Source organism: Solibacillus sp. FSL W8-0474 (assembly GCF_038004065.1).
Taxonomy (GTDB): domain Bacteria; phylum Bacillota; class Bacilli; order Bacillales_A; family Planococcaceae; genus Solibacillus; species Solibacillus faecavium.
The window spans coordinates 1,919,117-1,943,801 of the sequence record NZ_JBBOQJ010000001.1 but is presented as its reverse complement, the minus strand read 5'-3'; the positions used below and the strand labels follow the sequence as shown (position 1 = coordinate 1,943,801).

20 protein-coding genes and 1 riboswitch are annotated in these 24,685 nt (G+C 36.3%); of the genes, 17 read left to right on the top strand and 3 right to left on the bottom strand.

From position 1 onward, the window contains the following. The first annotated feature begins 4 nt into the window (after positions 1-4). The 4 genes from NYE67_RS09450 to NYE67_RS09435 all read left to right on the top strand — a co-directional run bounded on the left by NYE67_RS09450 (position 5) and on the right by NYE67_RS09435 (position 5,196). Complete coding sequence (locus tag NYE67_RS09450) at positions 5-1,513, top strand: lmo1851 family serine protease (RefSeq protein ID WP_340729843.1); 1,509 nt, start codon at positions 5-7, stop codon at positions 1,511-1,513. Positions 1,514-1,582: 69 nt separating this feature from the next. Then, the gene (locus tag NYE67_RS09445; protein ID WP_340727949.1) at positions 1,583-2,482 is read left to right on the top strand and encodes a CobW family GTP-binding protein; all 900 of its coding nucleotides are present in this window, start codon (positions 1,583-1,585) and stop codon (positions 2,480-2,482) included. Positions 2,483-2,660: 178 nt separating this feature from the next. Then, positions 2,661-3,380: a CAP domain-containing protein gene (locus NYE67_RS09440; protein ID WP_340729842.1), complete on the top strand. Its 720-nt coding sequence runs from the start codon at positions 2,661-2,663 to the stop codon at positions 3,378-3,380. Positions 3,381-4,119: 739 nt separating this feature from the next. Further along, complete coding sequence (locus NYE67_RS09435) at positions 4,120-5,196, top strand: undecaprenyldiphospho-muramoylpentapeptide beta-N-acetylglucosaminyltransferase (RefSeq protein ID WP_340727947.1); 1,077 nt, start codon at positions 4,120-4,122, stop codon at positions 5,194-5,196. A 92-nt stretch (positions 5,197-5,288) separates the two neighbouring features. On the opposite strand, the gene NYE67_RS09430 is transcribed toward NYE67_RS09435, so the two are convergent. Continuing rightward, entirely contained in the window at positions 5,289-5,837 is a 549-nt protein-coding gene (locus NYE67_RS09430) for a GNAT family N-acetyltransferase (protein WP_340729841.1), read from the bottom strand. Between the two features lie 383 nt (positions 5,838-6,220). Here NYE67_RS09430 and dapF point away from each other — a divergent pair, with 383 nt between their 5' ends. The 10 genes from dapF (at position 6,221) to NYE67_RS09380 (ending at position 19,332) form a co-directional block, all read left to right on the top strand. After that, positions 6,221-7,186 (top strand): diaminopimelate epimerase, encoded by a 966-nt coding sequence (dapF, locus tag NYE67_RS09425; protein WP_340727945.1) that lies wholly within the window; start codon positions 6,221-6,223, stop codon positions 7,184-7,186. Positions 7,187-7,210: 24 nt separating this feature from the next. Beyond that, positions 7,211-9,244, top strand: coding sequence for a diguanylate cyclase domain-containing protein (locus tag NYE67_RS09420; protein ID WP_340727944.1), 2,034 nt, complete (start codon positions 7,211-7,213; stop codon positions 9,242-9,244). Positions 9,245-9,358: 114 nt separating this feature from the next. Beyond that, positions 9,359-10,030 (top strand): response regulator transcription factor, encoded by a 672-nt coding sequence (locus NYE67_RS09415; protein ID WP_340727943.1) that lies wholly within the window; start codon positions 9,359-9,361, stop codon positions 10,028-10,030. A gap of 20 nt (positions 10,031-10,050) precedes the next feature. Further along, positions 10,051-11,433 carry a HAMP domain-containing sensor histidine kinase gene (locus NYE67_RS09410; protein ID WP_340729840.1) on the top strand — a complete coding sequence of 461 codons (1,383 nt, stop codon included), beginning with the start codon at positions 10,051-10,053 and terminating at the stop codon, positions 11,431-11,433. Between the two features lie 314 nt (positions 11,434-11,747). Continuing rightward, complete coding sequence (locus tag NYE67_RS09405) at positions 11,748-14,555, top strand: 2-oxoglutarate dehydrogenase E1 component (protein WP_340727941.1); 2,808 nt, start codon at positions 11,748-11,750, stop codon at positions 14,553-14,555. 95 nt (positions 14,556-14,650) lie between these two features. Continuing rightward, positions 14,651-15,910 carry a 2-oxoglutarate dehydrogenase complex dihydrolipoyllysine-residue succinyltransferase gene (odhB, locus tag NYE67_RS09400; RefSeq protein WP_340729839.1) on the top strand — a complete coding sequence of 420 codons (1,260 nt, stop codon included), beginning with the start codon at positions 14,651-14,653 and terminating at the stop codon, positions 15,908-15,910. Positions 15,911-16,049: 139 nt separating this feature from the next. Then, a riboswitch (Lysine riboswitch) is annotated at positions 16,050-16,235 on the top strand. Between the two features lie 117 nt (positions 16,236-16,352). Further along, the gene (locus NYE67_RS09395) at positions 16,353-17,183 is read left to right on the top strand and encodes a transporter substrate-binding domain-containing protein (protein ID WP_340727939.1); all 831 of its coding nucleotides are present in this window, start codon (positions 16,353-16,355) and stop codon (positions 17,181-17,183) included. 119 nt (positions 17,184-17,302) lie between these two features. Then, on the top strand, positions 17,303-18,049 hold the full coding sequence (locus NYE67_RS09390; protein ID WP_340727938.1) for an amino acid ABC transporter permease: 747 nt from the start codon (positions 17,303-17,305) through the stop codon (positions 18,047-18,049). Between the two features lie 3 nt (positions 18,050-18,052). Beyond that, positions 18,053-18,787 (top strand): amino acid ABC transporter ATP-binding protein, encoded by a 735-nt coding sequence (locus NYE67_RS09385; protein WP_340727937.1) that lies wholly within the window; start codon positions 18,053-18,055, stop codon positions 18,785-18,787. 347 nt (positions 18,788-19,134) lie between these two features. Next, a complete protein-coding gene (locus NYE67_RS09380; RefSeq protein WP_191698974.1) occupies positions 19,135-19,332 on the top strand; it encodes a DUF6501 family protein in 198 nt (65 codons plus the stop codon). A gap of 48 nt (positions 19,333-19,380) precedes the next feature. Here NYE67_RS09380 and NYE67_RS09375 read toward each other — a convergent pair whose 3' ends face one another. Continuing rightward, entirely contained in the window at positions 19,381-20,487 is a 1,107-nt protein-coding gene (locus tag NYE67_RS09375) for a toxic anion resistance protein (protein ID WP_340729838.1), read from the bottom strand. A gap of 9 nt (positions 20,488-20,496) precedes the next feature. Then, positions 20,497-21,144 (bottom strand): 5-bromo-4-chloroindolyl phosphate hydrolysis family protein, encoded by a 648-nt coding sequence (locus NYE67_RS09370; protein WP_340727935.1) that lies wholly within the window; start codon positions 21,142-21,144, stop codon positions 20,497-20,499. A 321-nt stretch (positions 21,145-21,465) separates the two neighbouring features. Between NYE67_RS09370 and NYE67_RS09365 the strand changes: the two genes are divergently transcribed. From NYE67_RS09365 to NYE67_RS09355, 3 genes are all read left to right on the top strand, one after another. Continuing rightward, on the top strand, positions 21,466-21,756 hold the full coding sequence (locus NYE67_RS09365; protein WP_340727934.1) for a DUF1033 family protein: 291 nt from the start codon (positions 21,466-21,468) through the stop codon (positions 21,754-21,756). A gap of 210 nt (positions 21,757-21,966) precedes the next feature. Then, positions 21,967-22,167: a cold-shock protein gene (locus tag NYE67_RS09360; RefSeq protein ID WP_191703368.1), complete on the top strand. Its 201-nt coding sequence runs from the start codon at positions 21,967-21,969 to the stop codon at positions 22,165-22,167. A gap of 745 nt (positions 22,168-22,912) precedes the next feature. Continuing rightward, positions 22,913-24,622 (top strand): hypothetical protein, encoded by a 1,710-nt coding sequence (locus NYE67_RS09355; RefSeq protein WP_340729837.1) that lies wholly within the window; start codon positions 22,913-22,915, stop codon positions 24,620-24,622. Positions 24,623-24,685 lie beyond the last annotated feature (63 nt).

Genomic DNA, 24,685 nt, shown 5'->3' with positions numbered 1-24,685 from the left:
TAAAATGGATGAACAAAAAAGAGATGAAGGACAAACAGAACAAAGTGAGCAGCAAGTTAAAATTGAAAAGCCTGCTGGTAAGTATTTACGGATGAAACCATTCGCATTCATTATGCTCATTTTCCTAACAATTATATGTACAGCTGGTTTAACTATCTTTGCATTAACGTTTGGTGAGCAAAAGGTCGTTGAAGTAAAGGTACCTATTGAACGACCAGAATTTAAAAAGCTATATGATGCATATGATACACTTCAGCAAAAATATTTCGAAGATGTAAATGAAGAAGAAGTGGTATATGGTGCAATCAACGGAATGTTTGATGCATTGGGAGACCCTTATTCAGACTATATGAACAAAGAAGAGGCCAGTTCGTTTAACGAAAACCTTTCTTCAAGTTTCCAAGGCATTGGTGCAGAAATTCAAGAGAGAAACGGCTACATTATGATTGTCTCTCCAATTAAAAATACACCTGCTGAAAAAGCTGGTTTACAGCCAAGAGACATGGTGCTGGCAGTTGACGGCAAAAGTGTAAAAGGGATGAGTTCCACTGAAGCTGTACTCCTTATTCGTGGAGAAAAAGGTACAGAGGTGACATTAACAATTCAACGCGGAGATGCGGAAAGCTTTGACTTGACGCTAGTACGTGATGACATCCCTGTGGAAACAGTATATGGTGATTTAGATGAATCAGGTATAGCTCATCTTCAAATTACATCATTTAGTGAAAATACAGCAGTAGAACTTGAAAAAATTCTAATCGAATTTGAAAAAGAAGGATTGAAGGGGATTGTTATAGATGTTCGCCAAAATCCTGGTGGGTATTTAAAAGCGGCCATCGACATTTCAAACCTATTCGTTGAACAAGGTAAAACAATCGTACAAATTCAAGAGCGTAATTTAGATCCTCAAATTGTTGCGGCGGATAATCGTTCAAAATATAAGCTGCCTATAACGGTATTAATCGATGAAGGAAGCGCCTCTGCCTCTGAAATCTTGGCAGGAGCTTTAAAAGAATCGGCAAATGCACAAATTATTGGCTTAAAATCATTCGGTAAAGGCACAATGCAAGAAGTAATTTACATGGAAGATGGCGCTAACTTAAAGTTTACAACGGGTAAATGGCTAACACCTGATGGAAACTGGGTAAATGAAAAAGGAATCACGCCTGACGTGAAAGTGAATTATCCAGATTACGCCTCACTGCCATATATTGACCCAACTCAAACTTATGAATTAGGTACCGAACATGTAGCTATTGAAACAGCAAAACGTATTCTCGAGGTACTGGGCTATGATCCGGGCGAAGTGAATACTAAGTTTGATGAAGCAACTGAATCGGCATTAAAAGCGTATCAAGAAGAAAATGAGCTAGAAATTACGGGGATCTTAACAGGAGATACAACATATGCATTAATGGATGCCATTAGTGAAAAGCTAAAAACTGAAGATCCGCAAATTTTAAAAGCTAAAGAACTATTAGGTGTAACGCCTGAAGAAAAAACAGCAGACTAATACAAAAGATGGGCTAGTATAAAGTGGAAATCACTTTATTGCTAGCCCATTATTATAGGAAGTGAAAATATGAAAGATGTTTATTTATTTAGTGGCTTTTTAGGAAGTGGCAAAACTTCCATGTTAACGGATGTAATTCGTCAATTGAAGGAAGCAGGTTTAAAACCAGCCGTCATTATGAATGAGTTAGGCAAGCTCCCTTTTGACTCACAATCCGTAGAGGCTGATGTACCTTTAAAGGAAATGCTCGAAGGTTGCATTTGCTGCAGTGGTGCAGAAAAGACAGAAGCGCAAATTCAATCGCTTTTGCATGATCAGGAATTTGATGTATTAATTATTGAAACAACAGGTGCAGCCCATCCTGTAGAGGCACTGGATGCCGTGTATTCACCATTATTTGCAGAACAGTTGAATATAAAAGGTATTGTTACGGTAGCAGATAGTCGATTATGGTTAGATCGCACCACTTTAACACCACAAGTTCGTTCGCTGTTTATGGAACAAATTCGTCATGCACATTTAATATTAGCGAATAAAACGGATTTGCTGACAGATTCTGAACAAGCTCAAGTTGTATATGAGCTGCAAGGGTTTAATTCAAAAGCGTTCATCTTACAAACAACGAATGGTCGTGTTCCACTTCACTTATTGCAAAATATGCAATCGACAGCCCGTGTTTCAAAGGATGACATCGTATCGGCGCGCATCGGTGAAAGCTTTAACTTAGGCTCTAGATTAGTACATTTTGATACTAGTTTCACTCAAGAACAGTTTGAGGGGTGGATACGGGAACTTCCGGAAACGGTTTACCGCATGAAGGGATATGTGCCGATTGAAGGGATTAAAAACCCGATGCTGTTTCAATATGCTTACGGTATGGTGCAATGGCTACCGGAATACGTGAAGATGACACCAAGCCTCGTAATAATCGGAGAGAATATAAAAGACGTGGAAATTATTGGACAATAACTCGTCAATACCTTTTCAAATGCAATGTTTGAGGAAATTGGATAAATTTATGGGAAAAATGAAGTGAGATTTAAGATTATAAGGCTTATAAATTGGTAGATGGACAAATTACCAATTTATAGGCCATTTTTTTATGGATTTTTCATTTACGATGTGATTACGAAAGGAGGCGTACAAAATGAAAAAATTAATATTACCATTTTGTGCAGTAATACTTTTTGCAACACAAGCACCCGTTGCGAATGCGAACGCAAACGAAGGGGGCAAAACAACTACAGGAATCAACTACTATCAATCAGCTGCAGAATATAAGATGAAGCTGAATCAAAAATATAACTCTCAAAAAAATACACATCAAAAACAAGAGGTATCATCAAATACAAGTAAAAATACATCTGTTAAAGAAGTTACTAAAAAGCAAACAACAACTAGTCCTTCTACAAATGCAACAACTCCAAAAACTGAAACAGTATCGACAGCAAACAATACGAATGCAGTAACGAATACTGCTACTGATCAAGTAGCGGCATTTGAAGAGAAAGTAGTAGAACTAACAAATGTAGAGCGTACTAAAAACGGTTTAAAGGCATTACAAATAGACCGTCCTTTAATGGCAGCAGCTCGAGAGAAATCACAGGATATGAAAGACAATAACTATTTCTCTCATACTTCACCGACATTTGGTAGCCCATTTGATCGTATGAAAGCATTGAAGATTTCGTATAAAGCTGCAGGTGAAAATATCGCAAAAGGTCAAAAATCACCAGAGCAGGTTGTAGAAGCTTGGATGAACTCAGCAGGACATCGCGCTAATATTCTAGATAAAAATTTCACGCATATTGGTGTAGGTTATGTTAAAAACGGCCATATTTGGACACAGCAATTTATTAAAAAGTAAAGATTATTGAGGCTGGGACATAAGTAGAAATTTCTTTGTAAAAGAGAAATACTCTTATGAAGAAATTGCTATTATTTGAATTGATTGGAGTGAAGGGGCGACTCCTGGGGGAACAGCAAAATTTATTTTGCGACGAGTAACCGCAGGAGCACCGACGCCTGAGACTACAGGCTCAGGCCGTGCCCCCGGAAAGCGTCCCCGTAACGGAAATCAATTCTGGCAGAAACAGAAAATTTTGTCCCAGCCCCAAGATTGACGAAAAAAGGTCTCGAGAGACGAACTCTCGGGACCTTTTTATCTTTTTAATTATTGCTAGTTAACGTACGCGCGCGGAGGATTTACTAAATGTTAAGCCGTGTTATTTATATTTTATTGGAATAATAATTATTTTATAATATCTAAATTGAATTTGGTCGACATCCGTTTATCTTTAACACAAGCATTTTATATTGGCTTCAATTATGCTACAATTAACGGTATACTTAAATTTGCTTTAAAATAAACCGATTTAAAATTGTTATGTGAATTGTGGTGAATTACCCATAAATACTTTTTAAAAATAATAATTACTAAAGGCATACATGAATAAATGTAGAAAATAGGCCTAAAAAAACTATTTCAATAAAAAATTAACTTAAATTAAATGGCAGACTAAATAATATGATATTTATCGAAGCATGTTGAAATGTCTTGATGCATAAAATATAAAAAATGACATTTGCTTTGTTAGGAGAAAATTATGAACGAAAAATCAATTATTTTAACAGGTGGAGGAACAGCCGGTCATGTATCTTTAAATGAGGCAATTATTCCATCCTTATTAGAAGCAGGATATAAAGTACATTATATTGGTTCGCATGATGGCATAGAAAAAGAACTGATAGGGAACGCCTTTCCGACATTACCTTATCACAGTATTTCAAGCGGGAAGCTACGTCGCTACTTTTCAATGCAGAACTTTACGGATCCGTTCAAAGTGTTAGCAGGGGTTACACAAGCTTTTACTATTATTAAGCGAGTGAAACCGACTGTCATCTTCTCAAAAGGTGGTTTTGTGTCGGTACCGGTAGTAATAGCAGCCAAACTGGCAAATATTCCAGTCGTTGTGCATGAATCGGATGTAACACCAGGTTTGGCAAATAAAATTTCATTGCCATTCGCTTCGCATATTTTTACCGTATTTAAAGAGACGATGAAGCATTTGCCGAGCGATAAAGCCACATGTACTGGCTCGATCATCCGGCAGCAACTTTTTGAAGGGAACCGTGAACGTGGTTTAGCACTATGCAATTTTACTTCGGACAAAAAAGTACTACTTGTTATGGGCGGCAGTTTAGGTTCGGTGGTAATTAACGATGCACTTCGCAATAACTTGTCGGCATTGCTCGAAAAATACCAAATCATTCATCTTTGCGGCAAGGGGAATAAAGATGCGTCATTAAATAATCTGGAAGGCTATTGCCAATTTGAATATGTGACGAATGAATTGCCGGACTTGTTATATGCAACAGATTATGTCGTATCAAGAGCGGGTTCAAATTCAATCTTTGAATTTTTGACATTGCATAAGCCAATGCTTTTAATTCCACTATCTGCGTCAAAAAGTCGTGGGGATCAAATATTGAATGCAAATCTATTTAAAAAGCAGGGGTTTGCACAAGTATTGGATGAAGAAAAATTGACAAAAGAATCATTTTTACAAGCCGTCAATCACCTTACTGCAAAAGCAGATGAAATGATTGACCATATGGCTGAAGTTGAACATCCAAAAACACCGAAGGAAATGGTCGGTTTAATTACTCAATACGAAAAATAAAAAGCGAGAGGCGTCCCAACAATGTGGAGAATGCCTTTCGCTTTAATTTATAAGTTATTGATAATGTAAGCCTGATTTATAAAACATTCATTTTACATCGCTTGTTCTTCTGCTTCTTCTTGCGTGTTGGCAGTTGTTAAGTAGAACAGATCTTTTGGTATTTTGAATAAACGAAATTTTGTAGCGCCTTGATTGATTTCTTCAAAAAGCAGTGGATTTGTAAGCTCAGCATCGATTACATACGGCAATTTTAATGCAGCTGCCTGTGATCGACCATTTTCTTCCCGTACGCGTAAAAATACTGTATGGAAATCATAATCAAAAAACAACTCATTTAAAAACGCCAGCTTTGCTTTTTGATTGTAGCCTACTCCTTGAAATGGCTTCCCAATCCAAGTACCTAAAAAACCGGCACCATCCTGAATATCAAAGATACTAATTGTGCCGATTGGAGCGCCCCATTCATCAACGATCGTACGTGAGATTGTTTGGCCAATTTGCTCTTCTTCGATTAATTGTTTTGTCATAAATAAGTACTCTTCAGCAGAAGTTGCTTTTTGACGTACATAAGGAAACACAGACGGATGACGTAATAATTCGTATAATTCTGCAGTTTCATGAAGTTCTCTTTGTTTTAACATGTGAAACGCCTCCTTTTAAGAAGAAAATGGTAGAGCCTGTAGTAAAGAAATAGTGCAAATAATCTTCAAATGCTAAAAGGTTCTTTATCATAAGGCAGTAGTCATTTCGAACTTGATCTTACCTAAAAGAATTTGACGTTAAACTATGGAACATAATTTGCCGGTCTCGCTCTATCCTAGACAAATAAAACAATATCGAAATAAGAATTGTATCTACATTTTATTATAATATATTCTCTTGGCGCAACTTTCAAGCTCGAAAAAAACATTTTTTTCTACTATTAGTCTATATATTCTGAATTGTCTAATTAATAATAATATTGATGACAATTTGATTTTTAACAAAGTATAATATAGTAATTATGAGAAGGTGAGGCGAAAGAATGAAAGTACAATTAGTTAAAGTTCACGGTTCAGGAAATACATTTTATTTATACGAAGCATTATATGACGATAAGCTTGATTATGTGAACATGGCTAAGCAATTATGTAATCCTTCTATAAATGGAGGAGCAGATGGACTGTTGCTCGTTTTGCCCTCCGATATTGCCGATGCCAAAATGCGCGTCATAAACGCGGATGGTTCGGAAGCTTCTATGTGCGGCAATGGCTTACGCTGTGTTGCTCGACATGTATGCGAAAAATTGGAAGTCGATGAAGCGATTATTGAAACGATGCATGCTTGTTTAACAGTTAGAAAAGAAGCGCCTATTTTTGAGCAGCTTCCAACATATTCAGTAGAGATTTCCCCTATTTCATTTGAATTATCATCTTTGCCGATGTTCTTGGAGGAAAAGCAGGAATTGCACCATGAGCGAATTGAGGCATTTTCTGAAGATATTCCCTTTACAGCAGTTTCTGTCCCTAACCCACATTTAATTGGGATAGTGGAGAAAAAATATATAGAAAATACATCTCATCAACAGCAGTTAGCTGCCTTTTTAAATTCAGATAATGAATATTGCCCCAACGGTGTAAATGTCAGCTATGTGCTGCCTATATCAAACGATGAAATTTTCGTTCGCACATATGAGCGTGGTGTAGGTTTTACAAATGCATGTGGTACTGCAATGACCGCTTCAGCATTGATTTCTACAATGGAGAATATTGTTTCGGGTAATTTAATAACGGTATATAATCCTGGTGGCTTCGTACAGTGTTCGGTTGAACAGTATAATGATAAATGGAAACTGTCACTTATTGGAAACGCAACTATTGTAGGGTATTATGAAATAGAATATAGTCATAATAAAATAGAGTTTACTGATTGTGTTATAACTGAAGAGCAAGTACAATATGATAAATGTAATATTTATACAGAAAACAGGTTAAGAAGTTTTACACAGTGAATAGTGCAATAGGGGGAGCAAGTAATGAACACCATTTTTTCCATAAATCAATTGGATTTGTTATTCAAGAATAGTAGTGATGCTGTTTTCTTTATGGAAAGAGTAGATGATCAGTACCGCTATATTTATGTTAATGAAGCGGCTATAGAATTAATAAACGTTAATCCTACCGGTAAGTTATTAGAACAAGTCGTACCTTCCCATTTAGCAAAACCGATTATTCAAAATTATAATTTGACTATACAAAATCAAAAACAAATGGAATACGAAGATTATACGTATGATAAAATGGAAGTTCGAAAACAGCGTACGACATCGATACCAATTATTATAAATGAAAAAACTTATGTTTTGGCAATTACAAAAGAAGTTTCCCTCGGTCGTGACCTGGAAGACAAATATCTTTTCATGCGCTCATTACATTCCAGTTCATTTATATCTACACTTTTAGTATCTAATGATATGCATTTGCTCGAAGCAAATCCTACTTTTATTCATGAATTTAATATTTGTATGGAAGATGCTCTTACTCAAAAGTTGTTTGAAATGCCTTTTATGGACGGTAAGAGTGTAAAGCATCTTAAAAAATATATAAAATGCGTTCAAAATGGGGAAAGTATTCAATCGCAGATGCTATATTTTATTGATAAAAATAATGAGCGACGATGTTTTACTGCTTCCTTCTCCTCACTGACTAGTAACGATGAGACGATTGCTGTATTTATTATGCTGCATGAGATTACAGAGTTTATTAAACAACAGCAAGCTTTGCGTACAGCATCACATGGCTTAGAAATGTTTAAAAATGCAATTAGTTCAGTAGCGGATGTTATTTTTACCGATGTTCATGGAGTTATAACGGATATTAATGACCGTATTATAAAAAATACCGGCTACAGTCGTGAAGAAATCATCGGAAATACACATCATATTTTCAATTCAGGTACCCATAACAAAGAGTTTTTCCAAAATTTGTGGAGCACAGTCAAAGATGGGAATGTTTGGCGGGATGAAGTTTGTAATCGCAAGAAGAATGGGGAAATCTATTGGGTCGACTCCACAATTGTTCCGTTAAAAAATGAATTTGGGGAAATTGAACAATATTTTACTGTACAATATAACATATCCTCGGAAAAGCAACTGCTGTCTGAGTTATATAAAATCGAGCGGATTTTCCGTGCGATTACAGATAATACGAATGACTTTATCGTTGTGACTGATCGTTATGGGAAAATTAAATATGCTTCACCTTCATACATTAGAAAGCTCGGCTATGAAGAGGATGAACTAATTGGTGCTCCTTACGAAGATTTGCTCATGCCTGAAAGTATTAAAGTATGGAAAGAAGCGCTAAAGCCTAAAGAAATCGATTTAGTAGAGGAATTGAAAATCGAACTGCTGCTGCATAAAAAAGATAACAGCCCGATATGGACGGAGGGCAATTATACGATGTCCTTAGATTTATCGCACCATGAAATTTCTGAAATTGTGATGGTATCCAGAGAAATAACCGAACGCAAAGAACTGGAAGATCAATTAACTTATTTGGCTTATCATGATAGTTTAACGCAACTTGGCAACCGCAGAAAACTATACAAAGATTTCCCTCTGATTCAAAGTGAAGCGAAGCATGCTGATACGAGTCTTGCCATCTTCTATTTAGACGGTGACAACTTTAAACAGGTGAATGATTTACATGGGCATGATGTAGGGGATGAGTTTTTAATACAGTTTGGCAATTCACTCGTTAAAAGTGTGCGACAAGAAGATTTAGTCGTAAGATTAGGCGGAGATGAATTTTTAATTGTATTTACTGGGCTATCAAATTCCGAAATAGAGCGTACGGTTCAAATTGAACAAATAATGAATCGCATTCAAGAAAACTTGGAAATTGGATGGAGAATAAGAGGGGTGCATTTCTCTCCTACTGTATCTATAGGGATTTCCATTTACCCGCAGCATAGCGAATCCCTGGATGAGCTCATTGATTTGGCAGACCAGGCATTATATCAAGCAAAACAGTCCCCGCAATATCAATATTGTATTAGTAACGTATAACGGAATAGTTAATGGGAGGTACGGAAAATTTATTCCGTATCTTTTTTTATTTAAAATACAAATGGTAAACTAGATGGTAAGAATACATATTATTTGATTGAGAGAGGGAAAGGCATGAGTCAAAAAATATTAATCATTGAAGACGAAAAGAGTATCGCTCGTTTTTTAGAGTTGGAACTTCAACACGAACACTTTGAAACAATGGTCGCTTATGATGGGAGAACTGGTCTTGAATTAGCGCAAAGTGAAAAGTTTAATTGTATTTTATTAGACGTGATGTTGCCTCAGTTAAATGGGATCGAAGTATGCCGCAGAATCAGAAAGACAAATGATGTACCGATTCTTTTAATTACTGCACGTGATGAAGTGATGGACCGTGTGGCGGGACTGGATGCAGGGGCGGATGATTATATTGTGAAACCATTTGCTATTGAGGAGTTGCTCGCAAGGATTCGTTCTATATTAAGAAGGGTAAAGCATACTCATACTTCCAAACAATTGGTCGTACGTGATTTAGAAATAGATGTCGATGCTTATGAAGTGCTGTTTGAAAATAATAAAATTGAGCTTACCCGGAAGGAATTTGATTTATTAAAGTTGCTTGTGGAAAATAAAAATCATGTATGTACTCGTGAGCTTATTCTAGAAACTGTTTGGGGGTTTGATACTGAAGTAGAAACGAATGTGGTCGATGTATATATACGGCATCTACGAACGAAACTTCAAACAAACAATGACCCGTATATCGAAACAGTTCGTGGGGTAGGATATGTGATGCGCGGATGAAAAAAGGATATATAAAACAAATGCATTTATCCTTAAAATCAAAGTGGATGCTTGCTGTAGGTGTAACAATTTTTATAAGTTATGCTCTCATTTCAATTGTACTGTATGTAGCATTACAAACTTGGCTTATTAATAATGAAGAAAAAAATGCACTACGTACAATAGATGATATGTCCACTTTTTTTGAAGCACAGGAGAACACTGTTACAATACAGAAACTGCAAAATAATTCAGCTTTAATGAAAGCAATTTTGACCCAGGAGCAAACCGTTCGTATTTTTAATTTGGATGGTATTGAAATTATGCGGATAAATGATGTAACATCTGCTGCGGATTTTCCTGCCGGAGAAATGAATTATTTTTCAACTATTATAGAGAAACAATCAATTGATGGTACAGAAGGTTATGTCATCCACAGAGCGGTACGAATTGGACAATTTCAAGGAATTATGCAGCTCATTCATCCGTTGACGACATTCCATTCGATGATGAATTATATACTGACTACCATACTCATTGTCGGATTTGGTGCAATACTCTTCTCTGTTTCAATCAGCTATTATTTAGCAAATGTATTAGTTAGACCAATTGTCCAATTGAGGGATGCAATGCATTTAGTGAGAAATAATGGGTTTAAAGCACAGCCACAATTCGATTACTCAGCACATGATGAATTAGGGGAATTACTTCAGATGTATCGTACGTTAATGAATGAGCTTGAAATTTCGTTTACAAAGCAACAACAATTCGTTGCTGATGCCTCCCATGAACTGCGGACACCGATCCAGGTTATCGAAGGTCATTTATCATTAATTAAACGCTGGGGAAAAAATGACCCGGAGATTTTGATGGAGTCATTAACTACATCCTTATCGGAAATTACGCGGATGAAAAAGATGATTGAGGAATTATTGCAACTGGCTCGCCGGGAGGAAGCTGACGTATCTGCGGCAGCAAATATAGAAGAAGTTTATGAACAGGTGAAAGAAGAATTGCTACAGTTATACCCAGAGACACAATTTAATTTATCTGTTGTAGGACAGAGGGCAGATGCTGCAGTAACCGAACATGCGCTAGCGCAAATCTTTAGAAATATTATGAGTAATAGTATACGATATAATAGCAATGTGCCAAATCTTCAAATAAACATTCTTTATAACGATACGGACACAACAATATTAGTAACAATAGAAGATAATGGGCTCGGCATTTCAAAGGAGCATTTACCGTATATTTTTGATCGTTTTTATCGGGTTGATGAATCACGTACTAATCATGTGGCTGGTACGGGACTCGGCTTAAGTATCACAAAAATGCTTGTCGATAAATACCGAATCTTGATGAAAGTGGATAGTACTTTACAAAAAGGCACTATTTTTTCCCTGAAATTCCACAAAAAATAGAATAATTTTAGTCAATCTATTTATTATTTCAATAGTTCAAGAAAAAATATGCTAATTTTTATAAAAAGAGTTGTATTTTTTGTGAAGAGTAGTAAGATTGAGATGGAAAAAACGTTCTTCCCCCTTTTATAATGTGCTTTTAGTCTATGTGGAAGAGTGGTAAAATATTATTTGATTTATTTTGGTAGATAAAAAAGTAATACTTTATTATCAACAGCAGAAGGATAATAATTTTTATATTGTGGTATATAAAATTATTTCTTTCTAAGTAAATTATTGGAACAGCCATAAGGCAAAATTTGGAGGTTATTTTCATGTCGAACAATGTATTACCTGCAGGTTCTCCATGGTCAGCATTCTCTGGTCCTAACTTAGGTTATGTATTAGAGCAATACGACTTATTCCTGCAATCTCCTGAAGAAGTTGAACCGGAATTAGTACAGTTATTCCAAGCTTACGGTGGTCCTGTATTTGCAGATGGTCAACAACCAGTTGCAACAGCAGCTGTAGCAGGTACTGGAGACTACAAAAAAGTATTAGCAGCAGTTAAATTGGCAGAATCTATTCGTGAATATGGTCATTTAGCAGCAGATTTGTACCCATTAAAAAATCGTCAATTAGACACTTCACGCATTGAAGAAAGCGTATTCAATTTAACGGCAGCAGATCTTCAGGCCATTCCTGCATCAGTATTTTTTGCAAATGTCCCTGCAGGCGTTACTAACGGTAAAGAAGCAATTGATTACTTGAAGTCTGTTTATACAGATAAAGTAGGGGTAGAAGTTGCACATTTACAAAACGCGGAAGAGCGTGCTTGGATCGAAGCACAAATTGAAGGAGGAGCATTTAAAGCCTCTTTAACTCCAGAAGAAAAGAAAGCCGTGTTGGAACGTTTAACACGTATTGAAAACTTTGAAAAATTCATCCATAAAACATTCGTTGGTCAAAAACGCTTCTCTGGAGAAGGTTTAGACACACAAATCATTTTATTAGATGAAATCATTAAGGCTTCTGAATCAAATGGTGTTAAAAATGTACGCATCGGTATGGCTCACCGTGGTCGTTTAAACGTACTGACTCACGTTCTGAAAAAACCATACGATATGATGTTCTCAGATTTCGCACACGTTTCAAATGAACTTTTCTTACCGGAAGATGGCCGCTTACAAATTACTAAAGGCTGGACTGGTGACGTTAAGTATCACATGGGTGCATCTTACACACATGATTCTGGCTTGAATGTGAAATTAGCATACAATCCTTCTCACTTAGAAGTAGGTAACCCGCTTGTAATCGGTTCTGTGCGCGCTGCACAAGATGATACTTCTAAACCGGGCGTTGCTAAGCATGATCCATCTTCTGCAATGGGTATTATTCTTCACGGTGATGCAGCATTTGCAGGTCAAGGGATTGTAACTGAAGGCTTTAACTTCTCTCAAACAGCTGGCTTTAAAACTGGTGGTACTGTACAGATTATCGCGAACAACATGATCGGTTTCACAACTGAATTACATGATTCTCGTTCATCAAACTACTCATCAGATCCAGCAAAAGGCTATGATATTCCTGTAATCCATGTGAATGCAGATAGCCCTGAAACAGTAGCAGCTGTAGGTCGTTTTGTAGCGGCATACCGTGCTAAGTTTAAAAAAGATATCGTAATCGACTTGATTGGTTACCGTCGCTACGGTCATAATGAAACAGATGATCCGACAGTAACAAACCCTGAAACATATAAATTAGTAGCAAAACATGAGCCAATCCGAGCATTATATGGTGCACAGCTAGCTGAAGCAGGTATTTTATCTGCAGATGAAGTTAAGGCATTGGATACAAGCATTTATGCAGAAATGCAAGCTGCCTATGACCATGTTAAGGCAATGGCAGAAAAAGACGAACATACATCTATTGAAATGCCTGAAGAGTTAAAAGTTGAATTCCCTGAAATTGACACGAAAGTCGATGCAGAGCGTTTAGCTAAAGTGAATGAAGACCTACTTGTATTTGGTGACGGTTTCGAACCACAAAACAAATTAGGTAAAATTTTAGCAAAACGTCGTGATGCATTTACTGAAGGTAAAATTGACTGGGGTCATGCTGAGACATTAGCATATGCAACAATTACACAAGACGGCACACCGGTTCGTTTTACTGGTCAAGATGCACAACGTGGTACTTTCTCTCAACGTCACTTAGTATTACATGACAAAAACAATGGTGCTGAATTTACACCATTACACCATGTTGAAGGTGCAAATGCTTCATTCACAGTTTACAACTCACCACTTACAGAAGCGGGTGTTGTAGGGTTTGAATATGGTTATAATTTAGAAAACGAAAACGTACTATCTGTATGGGAAGCACAATTCGGTGACTTTGCAAACATGGCACAAGTAATGTTTGATAACTTCATCTCAAGTGCTCGTTCTAAATGGGGTCAAAAATCTGGTTTCGTACTTTTATTACCACATGGTTATGAAGGTCAAGGTCCAGAGCACTCATCTAGCCGTATGGAACGTTTCCTACAATTATCAGCTGAAAATAACTGGTTCGTAGCAAACTGCTCTAACGCAGGTAACTACTACCACTTATTACGTCGTCAAGCTGCATTATTAGGTACTGAAGGTGTACGTCCATTAGTAGTGGTTTCTCCAAAATCATTATTACGTCACCCATTAGCTGCAGCGACTGCTGAACAACTTGCAACTGGTCGTTTCCAGGAAGTAATTGAACAGCCAGGTTTAGGTAAAAATGCTGAAGCTGTAGAAAAAGTAGTACTTGGTACAGGTAAAGTAATGATTGATTTAGCAGAGCGTGTAAAAGATGGTGAAGGTTTTGACCACTTACACATCGTTCGTGTTGAACAAGTTTACCCATTCCCAGCACAACAAGTGAAAGATATTATCGCTCGTTTCCCAAATGTGAAAGAAATTGTTTGGGTACAGGAAGAACCAAAAAACCAAGGTACATGGACTTATGTTCTTGAAACTTTATATGAAATTGCTGAAGGCAAAAAAGTTCGCTATGTAGGTCGTCCTGCAATGAGCTCAACTTCTGAAGGTGATGGCGATTCACATAAAGCAGCTCAAGCGAAATTAGTTAACGAAGCACTTGAAAAATAATATAATCGATTGATTGATACCGAGCTACTTCTATACAAGGTAGGGGTAGCTTGCTATACAATAACTGTATAGCGTAATAAAAGGAGGATATGAACGTGGCTGAAATTAAAGTCCCTGAATTAGCAGAATCAATTACTGAAGGCACAATTGCCCAGTGGGTTAAAAAAGTTGGAGATCGCGTAGAAAAAGGCGAATTCATCGTAGAATTAGAAACAGATAAAGTAAACGCTGAAATCATCTCTGAAGAAGCAGGCGTATTAACTCAAATTTTAGCTGAAGAAGGCGATACTGTATTAGTAGGACAAGTAATCGCAGTAGTTGAAGCTGGCGAAGGCGCAGCTCCAGCACCTGCAGCAAAAGAGGAAGCACCAGCTCCTGCTGCACCTGCAAAAGAAGAAGCTCCTAAAGCAGCAGCAGCTCCAGCTCCAGTAGCAGTTGAAGAAACTTCAGGTGAGCGAGTAATTGCTTCACCAGCAGCTCGTAAATTAGCTCGTGAAAAAGGCATTGACTTAGCAGCGATCTCTCCAGTAGATCCTCAAGGTCGTGTACGTGTTCAAGATGTAGCAGCTCATGGCACAGCGCCTGCAGCACCTGCACAAGCAACTGCAGCTCCAGTTGGAAATGGTCCAATGATCTTCACTCCAGCAGGTGACACTGATCGTGTAACTGTTGAAAAAATGAGCCGTCGTCGTCAAACAATTGCAAAACGTTTATTAGAAGTTAAACAATCAACTGCAATGTTAACTACGTTCAACGAAATCGACATGACTAACATCATGGCTTTACGTAAACGCAAACAAGAACAATTCGTGAAAGCAAATGACATTAAATTAGGTTTCATGTCATTCTTCACAAAAGCAGTAGTTGCAGCACTTAAAAAATATCCATACGTTAATGCTCAAATTAACGGTGACGAAATTCACTTAAACAACTTCTTCGATATCGGTATCGCTGTATCAACTGAAGAAGGTTTAGTAGTACCAGTAGTTCGTGATGCTAACGCTAAGAACTTTGCTGAAATCGAGAAAAACATCGCTGAATTAGCTGGTAAAGCACGCGACAAAAAATTAGGCTTAAACGACATGGCTGGTGGATCATTCACTATCACTAACGGTGGTGTATTCGGTTCATTAATGTCTACACCAATCATGAATGGTACTCAAGCTGGTATTTTAGGTATGCACTCTATCGTTAACCGTCCAGTAGCTGTTAACGGTGAAGTTCAAATTCGCCCAATGATGTATGTAGCATTATCTTACGACCACCGTATTATCGATGGTAAAGATTCTGTTGGCTTCTTAAAAACAGTTAAAGAAATGATCGAAAACCCAGAAGATTTATTATTAAATTCATAATTAAAACATTGAAAGCTAATTCGTAATGTATATTGCGAATTAGCTTTTTTCCTTTAAATTTCAGAAAAATGAGTGTTGACGGAAAAGTTAGAATAATGTTAAACTTAAACTATTAATTTAATAACAAAACCTCACAGCTTAGTGAGGTAGAGGTGCGGTATTTAATAGTTTTGTATGGAGTCATTGAGCTGACAGTGAAGTATAAAAGAAGGAAATATCGCCGAAGTGTTGTTATAGCTCGATTTAACAGCGCTGGGTCTGTAATAAATAATTGCAGGACTGTCTCAATCTTCTTCCCGGATGATTGAGGTGTGCTATCTCATATTGGGAACTGTAGAGGATTTGGGCTAATCGTGAATGTAAACGACCTAAGGATATCCTTTTTGGTCGTTTTTTTTCATTTCTAAAAGCCTGAAATACATTTATTAAGGGGAGAGTTAACTTGAAAAAGAAATTATTAATGGTCATTACCGCAATGATGACAATATTTGTACTTGCAGCATGTGGTACAGATGATGAAAAATCAACTGGTTCTGACAAGAAAGTATTAAAGGTTGGTATGGAAGCTGGTTATGCACCGTTTAACTGGTCGCAAAAAGGCGATTCAAACGGTGGCGTACCGATTGATGGTTCGAAAGAATATGCAGCAGGCTATGATGTAGAAATCGCAAAAAAGATTGCTGAAGGCTTGGATATGGAATTGAAAATTGTAAAAACGGACTGGGATGGTTTAATTCCTTCTCTACAATCTGGAGCAATTGATTTAGTAATTGCAGGTATGTCGCCAATGCCTGATCGTATGGAAGCAATAGATTTCACAGAAAACTATTATACAAGTGATTATGTAATCGTAGTAAAAGAAGATGGTCCATATGCGAATGCAACAGCATTAGCTGATTTTTCAGGTGCAAAAATTACAGGTCAGCAATCGACGACACACTATGACGTAATCGATCAAATCGAAGGTGTAAATAAGCAGGTTGCAGCAACTGACTTTGGTGCAATGCGTGTCCAATTACAATCAGGTGCAATCGATGGCTACGTTTCTGAACGTCCGGAAGGGATTTCTGCTGAGATGGCATTAAACAACATAAAGTATATCGTTCCAGAACCAAACTTCGAAGCAGATGAAGCGTCAACAGCTGTAGCAGTAGGGTTGAAAAAGGGATCTGATTTACGTGAACAAATTAACAAAGTATTGGCTGAAATTTCGGAAGAAGAGCGTCAACAATTAATGGAAGACGCAATTGCAAATCAACCAGCAGCACAATAATCGTGTTGCAATTATTTTTTATGAAGGTTGTCTTGCCGGCAAACGGGAGACAACCTTTTTCTATTATCATTACCCAATACATATAGAGTATTAATAAGAAAGAATTGGAGGACAAGACTATGGCATTTTTGGAATCATCATGGAACTTGTTTACGAATAACTGGGATTTATTCGTACGTGGAGCTTGGACTGCACTTCTATTAGCGATTATCGGAACAATTTGTGGAACACTTATCGGATTTTTTATCGGTATTATGCATACGATTCCACAACGTAAAAGAAATATAAAAACGATTATTTTGAAAGTATTTAACTTTATTTTAACTTCATATGTTGAGATTTTCAGAGGGACCCCAATGATGGTACAGGCGATGGTTGTGTTTTATGGTCTCGTTTACTTAGGGATTGATATTGACCGTTTTTTAGCAGCTTCTGTTGTTATAACTTTAAACACAGGGGCATATATGGCTGAATATGTACGAGGTGGTATTGTATCAATCGATAAAGGGCAATTTGAGGCAGCTCAGGCGATTGGCATGAATCATCTTCAAACGATGTTACATATTGTCATTCCACAAGTAGCGCGCAATATATTACCTGCTACAGGCAACCAGTTCGTTATGAATATAAAAGATTCTTCCGTATTAAGTGTTATTTCCGTCGTGGAACTATTTTTCACTGCGAACTCAATAGCCGGAAGCAACTATAAATATATCGAAGCATTCTTTATTGCAACGGTATTGTACTTCATTATGACATTTACCGTAACAAGGTTCTTATTACTGTTTGAGAAGAAGATGGATGGACCTGCTTCCTATAAAGTGGAGCTCATTACAGGCAATAAGCTAGAAAAGGATGGTAAATAAAATATGACAGTTGTAATTGACATTAACCATTTAAATAAAAAATTCGGTGACCATGAAGTATTAAAAGATGTTAACTTCCAGGTGAATAAAGGGGAAGTTGTCACATTAATCGGATCTTCTGGTTCTGGGAAATCGACATTGTTACGATGCATTAACTTGCTCGAAACGCCTACAGCCGGAGAAATCATATATAACGGAGAAAATATATTAAATGATGGACACCATATAGAAAAGTACCGTACACATTTAGGAATGGTCTTTCAACAGTTTAATTTATTCAATAACTTAGACGTACTTAATAACTGCGTAGTCGGACAAATAAAAGTGTTGAAGCGTTCAAAAGAAGAGGCACAGCAAAATGCGATGAAGTACCTGGAGCTTGTTGGTATGAGTGCCTATAAAAACGCAAAGCCAAAGCATTTATCTGGTGGCCAAAAACAACGTGTTGCTATAGCACGTGCTTTAGCGATGGATCCGGATGTAATGTTATTTGATGAACCGACTTCTGCACTCGATCCGGAGATGGTAGGGGAAGTATTGAAAGTAATGCGTCATCTCGCTGATCAGGGAAATACAATGCTGATTGTAACGCATGAAATGGAATTTGCAAAAGAAGTATCAGACCGCATCGTCTTTATGGATAAAGGGGTCATTGTAGAAGAAGGGTCACCGGAAGCAATACTTGTAAATCCAAGTCATGAACGGACGAAGGAATTTTTAAAGCGTACGTTGCGTTAAAAATAGTAATTCATCTATAAAAATAGTTTATTAGCAAAAAACAAGGAGGTTTCCGGATAACTTAATCCGGAACACACCCTTGTTTTTCTTTTGCCTAGCTTTACTTTCTTGAATTCCATTCACTAATAAGTATAAAGACAACGGCAAATGCAATTGCTATTGCAAAAAACCACATTGGAACACTACCAAATGCCATAAATTCCACCTCTGAATGTGAGTTTAACATGTACTATTGTTTCTATCAATTATTGGCGCTTACCGTTTTTTATACGATCGAGGCTTTCCTATAGCGGTAAAATCATATAAAATAGAAGAGTATAGATATTTGTTAAAAGTGAGGGAACAGCATGCTACATTTAAAATGGAAAGATGCACCTACGATTCGTACAGTAAAATGTGTACATACGGATGCATCAAAGTATTTAGTATCAAATGTATTAACAGTAGGCAAGGAATATGAAGTGAAGAATGAGACGGAAGAATTCATCTTTGTTATTGATAACACAGGTGAAGTTGGCGGATTCTACAAAGAGTATTTTGCTTAAAAATAATGGGTACGTAAAAGGCTATAATGTCTTTTACGTACCCGTTTTTTATTTTTGCTCTAAAATAATATGTTCGATCTCATGGCGCTTTTCATCTGTTTTCACGTGCATACGCAACGTGTCTTCGATATCATGCAATAGTTGAAGCTGAGTTTGTTTAAAGCGGTCAACATCGTTATGTGATAGTGCAGGACGTTTTGCTGCTTTACTGGAAGCTTCGAGCATCTTACCGTTTTTGCGCATTAATTGCTCTGATGCATTCATCAGACGTTCCTGTGATTGCATAGCGCGACGCTGGTTGTTCATATTCAATAACATGGCTATTTGGGACTGCCATAGAGGAATAGTCGTCATAATAGAGCTTTGAATCTTTTCGATTAACAGTTGATTTGTTTGTTGGATCATACGGATTTGGGGAGCATATTGGATGGAAACTTCCCGCGAAAGCTCTAAATCATACATACGGCGGTCAATCCATTCAATTTGCATTTCCAAATCTTTCAGTTCATGCTGTTTAAAAGGGTTTTGACCTTCTACTACCTCTTGTTGAAGGGCAGGCAATACAACATCCCTCATATGCTGTTTTTTTACTTCAAGAGTCGCAATATAAATATTGATTTCTTGAAAGTATTCCTCATTCATTGCATATAATTTATTTAAAAACTGGTAATCGTTCAGTAGGGCACTTTGATTATATTCTAATTGAATACTTAATCGGTCTATTCTTTTACTTAATTTATTATAATGAGTCATAATTTCCTGAATAGACTGCTTGGAACGGTTAAATAACTTTGCAAAAAAACCTTTTTCCTGCTCGATCAAAGCATCCGGATCTATCATTTCTAAATGCTGCATTAAATCCGATAATACTTCACCCACTTTTCGGACATCTTTTCGCTGGATGTATTGCAACATTTGGGAAGTAAATTTCTTTAATGCTTCCTGTGCGGGCAGACCAAATGCAAGAACATCTTCATATTGTTTTGGTTCCAAATTTTGCGCTAGTTGTAATACCCTTTGCTTCATTTGATTTGATAATGATGCGAAAAGCGGTGAGGCTGCATTGTTCGCAACGTTCACCGCAAATTGTTCTTTACTTACTTGTAAGTCTGTATTCTCACTTGTTGTAAAGGCATCAAATGGATTATTCGTCATATTCATTTGTTACTCACCGCCGATTTTTAATCGATCTTTACGTTTTTCATTCGACATTTTAGCAAAGTCAAGTTCGATTTTTAAGTTTTCGATATCTGAAGATAAAGCACTCTTCAAATCGGATTCCATCGTTATTTGAAGCTCCTTTAATGTTTTTCGCGTATCTTCCAGAGCTAAATGTACATCCGTACCAGGAACCTGCTCCTTTGTTAATAATGTATATTTATCCGACAGCTCAACAGCTGAAGGTAAATGTGCATAAAAGAAATCTTCTACTGCATAAAACTTTTGGGGATTAGTCTGAACAATATTGATTATGCGTTTTGATAATTTAGACATTTCATTTATTTGTTTAAATGAGCGTACAGAACGTACACGGATATACTGCTGATTCAATGCCTGAATATGTGCACGGGCCTGTTTAATTTGTGCTTCAATTAAATTGTATTCGGATTTTGACAGCCCCAGCTTTTTACTTTGAGTAGTTTTCTGAATGCCCAATGTCACCTTATTGCTAATGAGATAGGCACCTACTCCAAGAGGTAGTGCAAGCATCGTCGCTATACCCGATAAATTTACAAAAGTAAGCGTTAGAGCAGTTGAGAAGACTAAAAAGTTTATTAAGTGTCTTGTAAGAAAATTTATAGGACCAAGCATTTTCGTACCTCCTTTACTCGATACTATTGATACGTTTGAAACGATAAAAAGTTTCAGACTTTAATTCTTTCACAAATAAAAAAAAGAAAGTCTTTTTCTAATCGTATCAAGTTTTTGTTCAAATAACAAAGTAAAATGTTTGAAAACGATAAAAGCTGCTAAGGAATATTGTGTGAGGTTCTTTAAAAATTCAATCATCCCATTTTAATAAATTTATACTATTACTTGTCGTATCAATTGCAGTATCATATGAAAATATCGATTATTAGACATATTCATGTTCTCTGTATAGAATGGTCTTATAAAGAAAGGAAAATGTTTATGTATCAAATTATATATATGAAAGCAGATTATGAGCCTTGGTGGCAATTTGACGGGTGGGAAGAACATATTGTATCTGTTGAAAAATTTGAGACAGAACAACAATTCCTAATAGCATTTAATCAGTTACTTGCACAATTCCGCGAAAAATATGAGTTTGAAGCATACAAAAATGACCGCTTTTATGCATTTTGGTCTGAAGAAGAATGTGAGTTCTGTGAAGCATGTGATGAAGATAATCAAATTTATCACGGTATTATAATATTAACTCCTGAGGTAATTTCTACTTAAATCAAAATTTTTATAATTTAAATAATTCTAATTGACAGGAAATAACGCCGAATATATACTGTATTTAACAATTGAAATGTTTGACCGAATACAATGGATTCACATATTACAAACAGTAATCGAGTTAGTTGATCGGTGCTCTTGTAATGTGTGTTTTTTTATTTTTTGGGACATTTAAATTGTTAACTTTTATTTTCGGAGGTATACAATATGAAACAAGGTACAGTAAAATGGTTTAATTCAGAAAAAGGTTTTGGCTTTATTGAAGTAGAAGGGGAAAATGATGTATTCGTACATTTCTCTGCTATTCAAGGTGACGGTTTCAAAACATTAGACGAAGGTCAACAAGTGGAATTCGACGTTGTAGATGGCAACCGCGGACCACAAGCAGAGAACGTTACAAAACTATAATCTTGAAAATCCTAAGCTGCGTATCAATTGATACGCAGCTTTTTTATGTGTTTAGCATATTTTTACATATAATGTTATAATTTGGTTTATCGCTATAATTAGGGGTAACAAAATTGAAAAAATAATATTTTCTAATTTAGCCCGTACTGCTGCGATAAAGGTGTGTTAGGCGGCTTCAAGGATATTGAATTGCATAATGAGGTAAATAGAGGAAGGTATTTCCGTTATTTTGAAAATAATATAAAAATCAGTAAGAATAAGGGAAGAAATTTCCGTTATTGACCTAAAAAACATGAAATTTTGAGCTTTTATTTAAAATAACGGTAAAACGTTCCCTTATTTATTCCAAAATGAACAACATCATTTAAATAACGGTAAAATATTCCGTTATTGAAAACTAATGCTTTGATAGCAAATTAGTTTTTTCAGTAAAAATAAGGTGCTTTCTATCTGATAAAGCGTTGGTCGGACGCTTCAGCACTTTTGTTCTAATATTTTAAACGAGGGCAATGTGCCTCGGAAACTGCGATAAATGCAGTGCTAAAAACACATATTACGTAGTTTTAGCACTGTTTTGCCGTAGTCTATTATCTTCCTCCTGTTATGGTGATGAATTTATAATTTGGAAAAACGAAAATGAAGGGATGAGTTATCAATACGAAATTTTAATGAAGTCAATATAAAAAATACCTCATTAATAAAGTGGATAGCGATTGTTATATTTATCATTGCCGGTGTGTTCGGAATGTCTTATTGGCAAAAACAAACTAAAGAAACAAACGAGCAAAAGAACACCCTTGCGGACAGTGGGGATAATTTTAGACCGATAAGCGAGATCTACTTAAAAATTCACCAGTATGAGCTATTTTACCGAGATCATCGAATGCAATCGAAAGAAGCTGTAACATTTTATGCGTTAAATGATGCAATAAATAAATATGCTCTGATCGATTATTTGCAGCAACAAAATATCACCTTAAGTGATGAAAAGCGTCAATTACAACGAGAACTTTTAGAAGAACAACTTACGAAGGATTTGCAGGACCCTTTATTAAAACCTTATCTCGAAACCATGTTCCAAGTGCTTAATATAAGCAATCAGGACTATATCGAGCAATACTTATTAATTAATACAGAACATGATCTTTTAAAAGAAGACATGTTTTCCAGTAATAAGGGTCTCGTTCAGGATGAAAGTGGCTTGTTTAGCTATCCGAGTAGTGATCAGCAATCGCTCTATCAGAAAAAAATGGGGATTTCCTTTGATTACTTGGAATATTTGGCGGAAAGCAAGCTTATCCATATAGAGCCTGATCATCCGAAATTCGATTTGCCGTTCGCAATCGACAGTAATTTTTTTAATTTCACTAAAAATCTAGCTGGTGAACCAATTTTTGCTTCAAAAGAATTTAGTGAATCTGATCTAACAATGGAACAGCGGGATTTTCTTTACGTTATAAAAAAACAATATAATTTACATGAATTGGGGCGGTATAATTTTAATCTATACAAAGATGCATTACAGCAAGAAGCAGCACCAGATTCTGAAAATAAAGCAATTGCGAACGAGTTGATGGAAATATTTGAAATCGCGGAGCGGACAATTGATTGGGATATTGGTGAAGTGACAAATTATGAGTTTAATGAAATTCCTATGTTTGACGTTAATCAATTACGAAAGCATAAAGATATTACATTACAGCTGTATGAGCATGAATATTATTACCGTGAGGAAGAAATTCCCAAAAAATTCTATGCTTTTCGAATTGCCCATGAAGAAATTGTTGCGATGTACGCTTTATTTAATTATTTGAAACAGGATTTTGGAATTGAATTAGATGAAACAATCCGTTCAAGTACGCGTGCAAAACTTGAAAAATCTTTAAACGAACAATTACAAAATCCTTCTTTTAAAAAGTATATAGATGATTTATTACAGACATTTGAAATTCCTTTGTCTGCCTATATCAATGATTATTTATTAGTGAAAGAAGAATATGAACTGCTTTTACAATTAATGAAAGATCAGAATATTGGTATTGATCCTGATGGTCGTTATAATAAGGGCTGGATTGAAGCGCGCTACAGAACAGCGGCAGATTTATTATGGGAAGACCAATTTCAAAAAATGTGGGATATGCAGCTAACTGAGGTTGTCGAACCACTTGAACCACAGCCTGAATTTTCGTTTTCTTTATCGGAATATGCGCCTCCTATTGGTTTAAACGATGAGGGGCAGTATATTTTCGTAAATATTTACGCACTTCATAGTTGGTTAACAGAAGAACAGCAAACACTTTTTGATTTACTTGTAAAAACGTATGACTTACCGGTACTTTCCCGGTATTCAATGACAGAATACAAAGAAAAACTTGACCAGCTTAAAGCGGATGAAAATAAGAAGAAGCAATTACTTGAAATTCTCGATATTTTTGAACGGTCAATTAGAGAGTAAGTCGATAAAAATACAAAAAAGAAGGGTACAGCTACGCTGCACACCTTCTTTTTTATTTTCTAT

Coding starts and splice junctions, on each gene's coding strand:
- NYE67_RS09380 (WP_191698974.1), top strand. CDS start 19,135: ATGCTACATTTAAAATGGAAAGATGCACCTACGATTCGTACAGTAAAA.
- NYE67_RS09355 (WP_340729837.1), top strand. CDS start 22,913: ATGTCTTATTGGCAAAAACAAACTAAAGAAACAAACGAGCAAAAGAAC.
- NYE67_RS09415 (WP_340727943.1), top strand. CDS start 9,359: ATGAGTCAAAAAATATTAATCATTGAAGACGAAAAGAGTATCGCTCGT.
- NYE67_RS09370 (WP_340727935.1), bottom strand. CDS start 21,144: ATGCTTGGTCCTATAAATTTTCTTACAAGACACTTAATAAACTTTTTA.
- NYE67_RS09410 (WP_340729840.1), top strand. CDS start 10,051: ATGCATTTATCCTTAAAATCAAAGTGGATGCTTGCTGTAGGTGTAACA.
- NYE67_RS09450 (WP_340729843.1), top strand. CDS start 5: ATGGATGAACAAAAAAGAGATGAAGGACAAACAGAACAAAGTGAGCAG.
- NYE67_RS09445 (WP_340727949.1), top strand. CDS start 1,583: ATGAAAGATGTTTATTTATTTAGTGGCTTTTTAGGAAGTGGCAAAACT.
- NYE67_RS09440 (WP_340729842.1), top strand. CDS start 2,661: ATGAAAAAATTAATATTACCATTTTGTGCAGTAATACTTTTTGCAACA.
- NYE67_RS09405 (WP_340727941.1), top strand. CDS start 11,748: ATGTCGAACAATGTATTACCTGCAGGTTCTCCATGGTCAGCATTCTCT.
- NYE67_RS09420 (WP_340727944.1), top strand. CDS start 7,211: ATGAACACCATTTTTTCCATAAATCAATTGGATTTGTTATTCAAGAAT.
- NYE67_RS09385 (WP_340727937.1), top strand. CDS start 18,053: ATGACAGTTGTAATTGACATTAACCATTTAAATAAAAAATTCGGTGAC.
- NYE67_RS09365 (WP_340727934.1), top strand. CDS start 21,466: ATGTATCAAATTATATATATGAAAGCAGATTATGAGCCTTGGTGGCAA.
- NYE67_RS09390 (WP_340727938.1), top strand. CDS start 17,303: ATGGCATTTTTGGAATCATCATGGAACTTGTTTACGAATAACTGGGAT.
- NYE67_RS09430 (WP_340729841.1), bottom strand. CDS start 5,837: ATGTTAAAACAAAGAGAACTTCATGAAACTGCAGAATTATACGAATTA.
- NYE67_RS09375 (WP_340729838.1), bottom strand. CDS start 20,487: ATGACGAATAATCCATTTGATGCCTTTACAACAAGTGAGAATACAGAC.
- NYE67_RS09435 (WP_340727947.1), top strand. CDS start 4,120: ATGAACGAAAAATCAATTATTTTAACAGGTGGAGGAACAGCCGGTCAT.
- NYE67_RS09360 (WP_191703368.1), top strand. CDS start 21,967: ATGAAACAAGGTACAGTAAAATGGTTTAATTCAGAAAAAGGTTTTGGC.
- dapF (WP_340727945.1), top strand. CDS start 6,221: ATGAAAGTACAATTAGTTAAAGTTCACGGTTCAGGAAATACATTTTAT.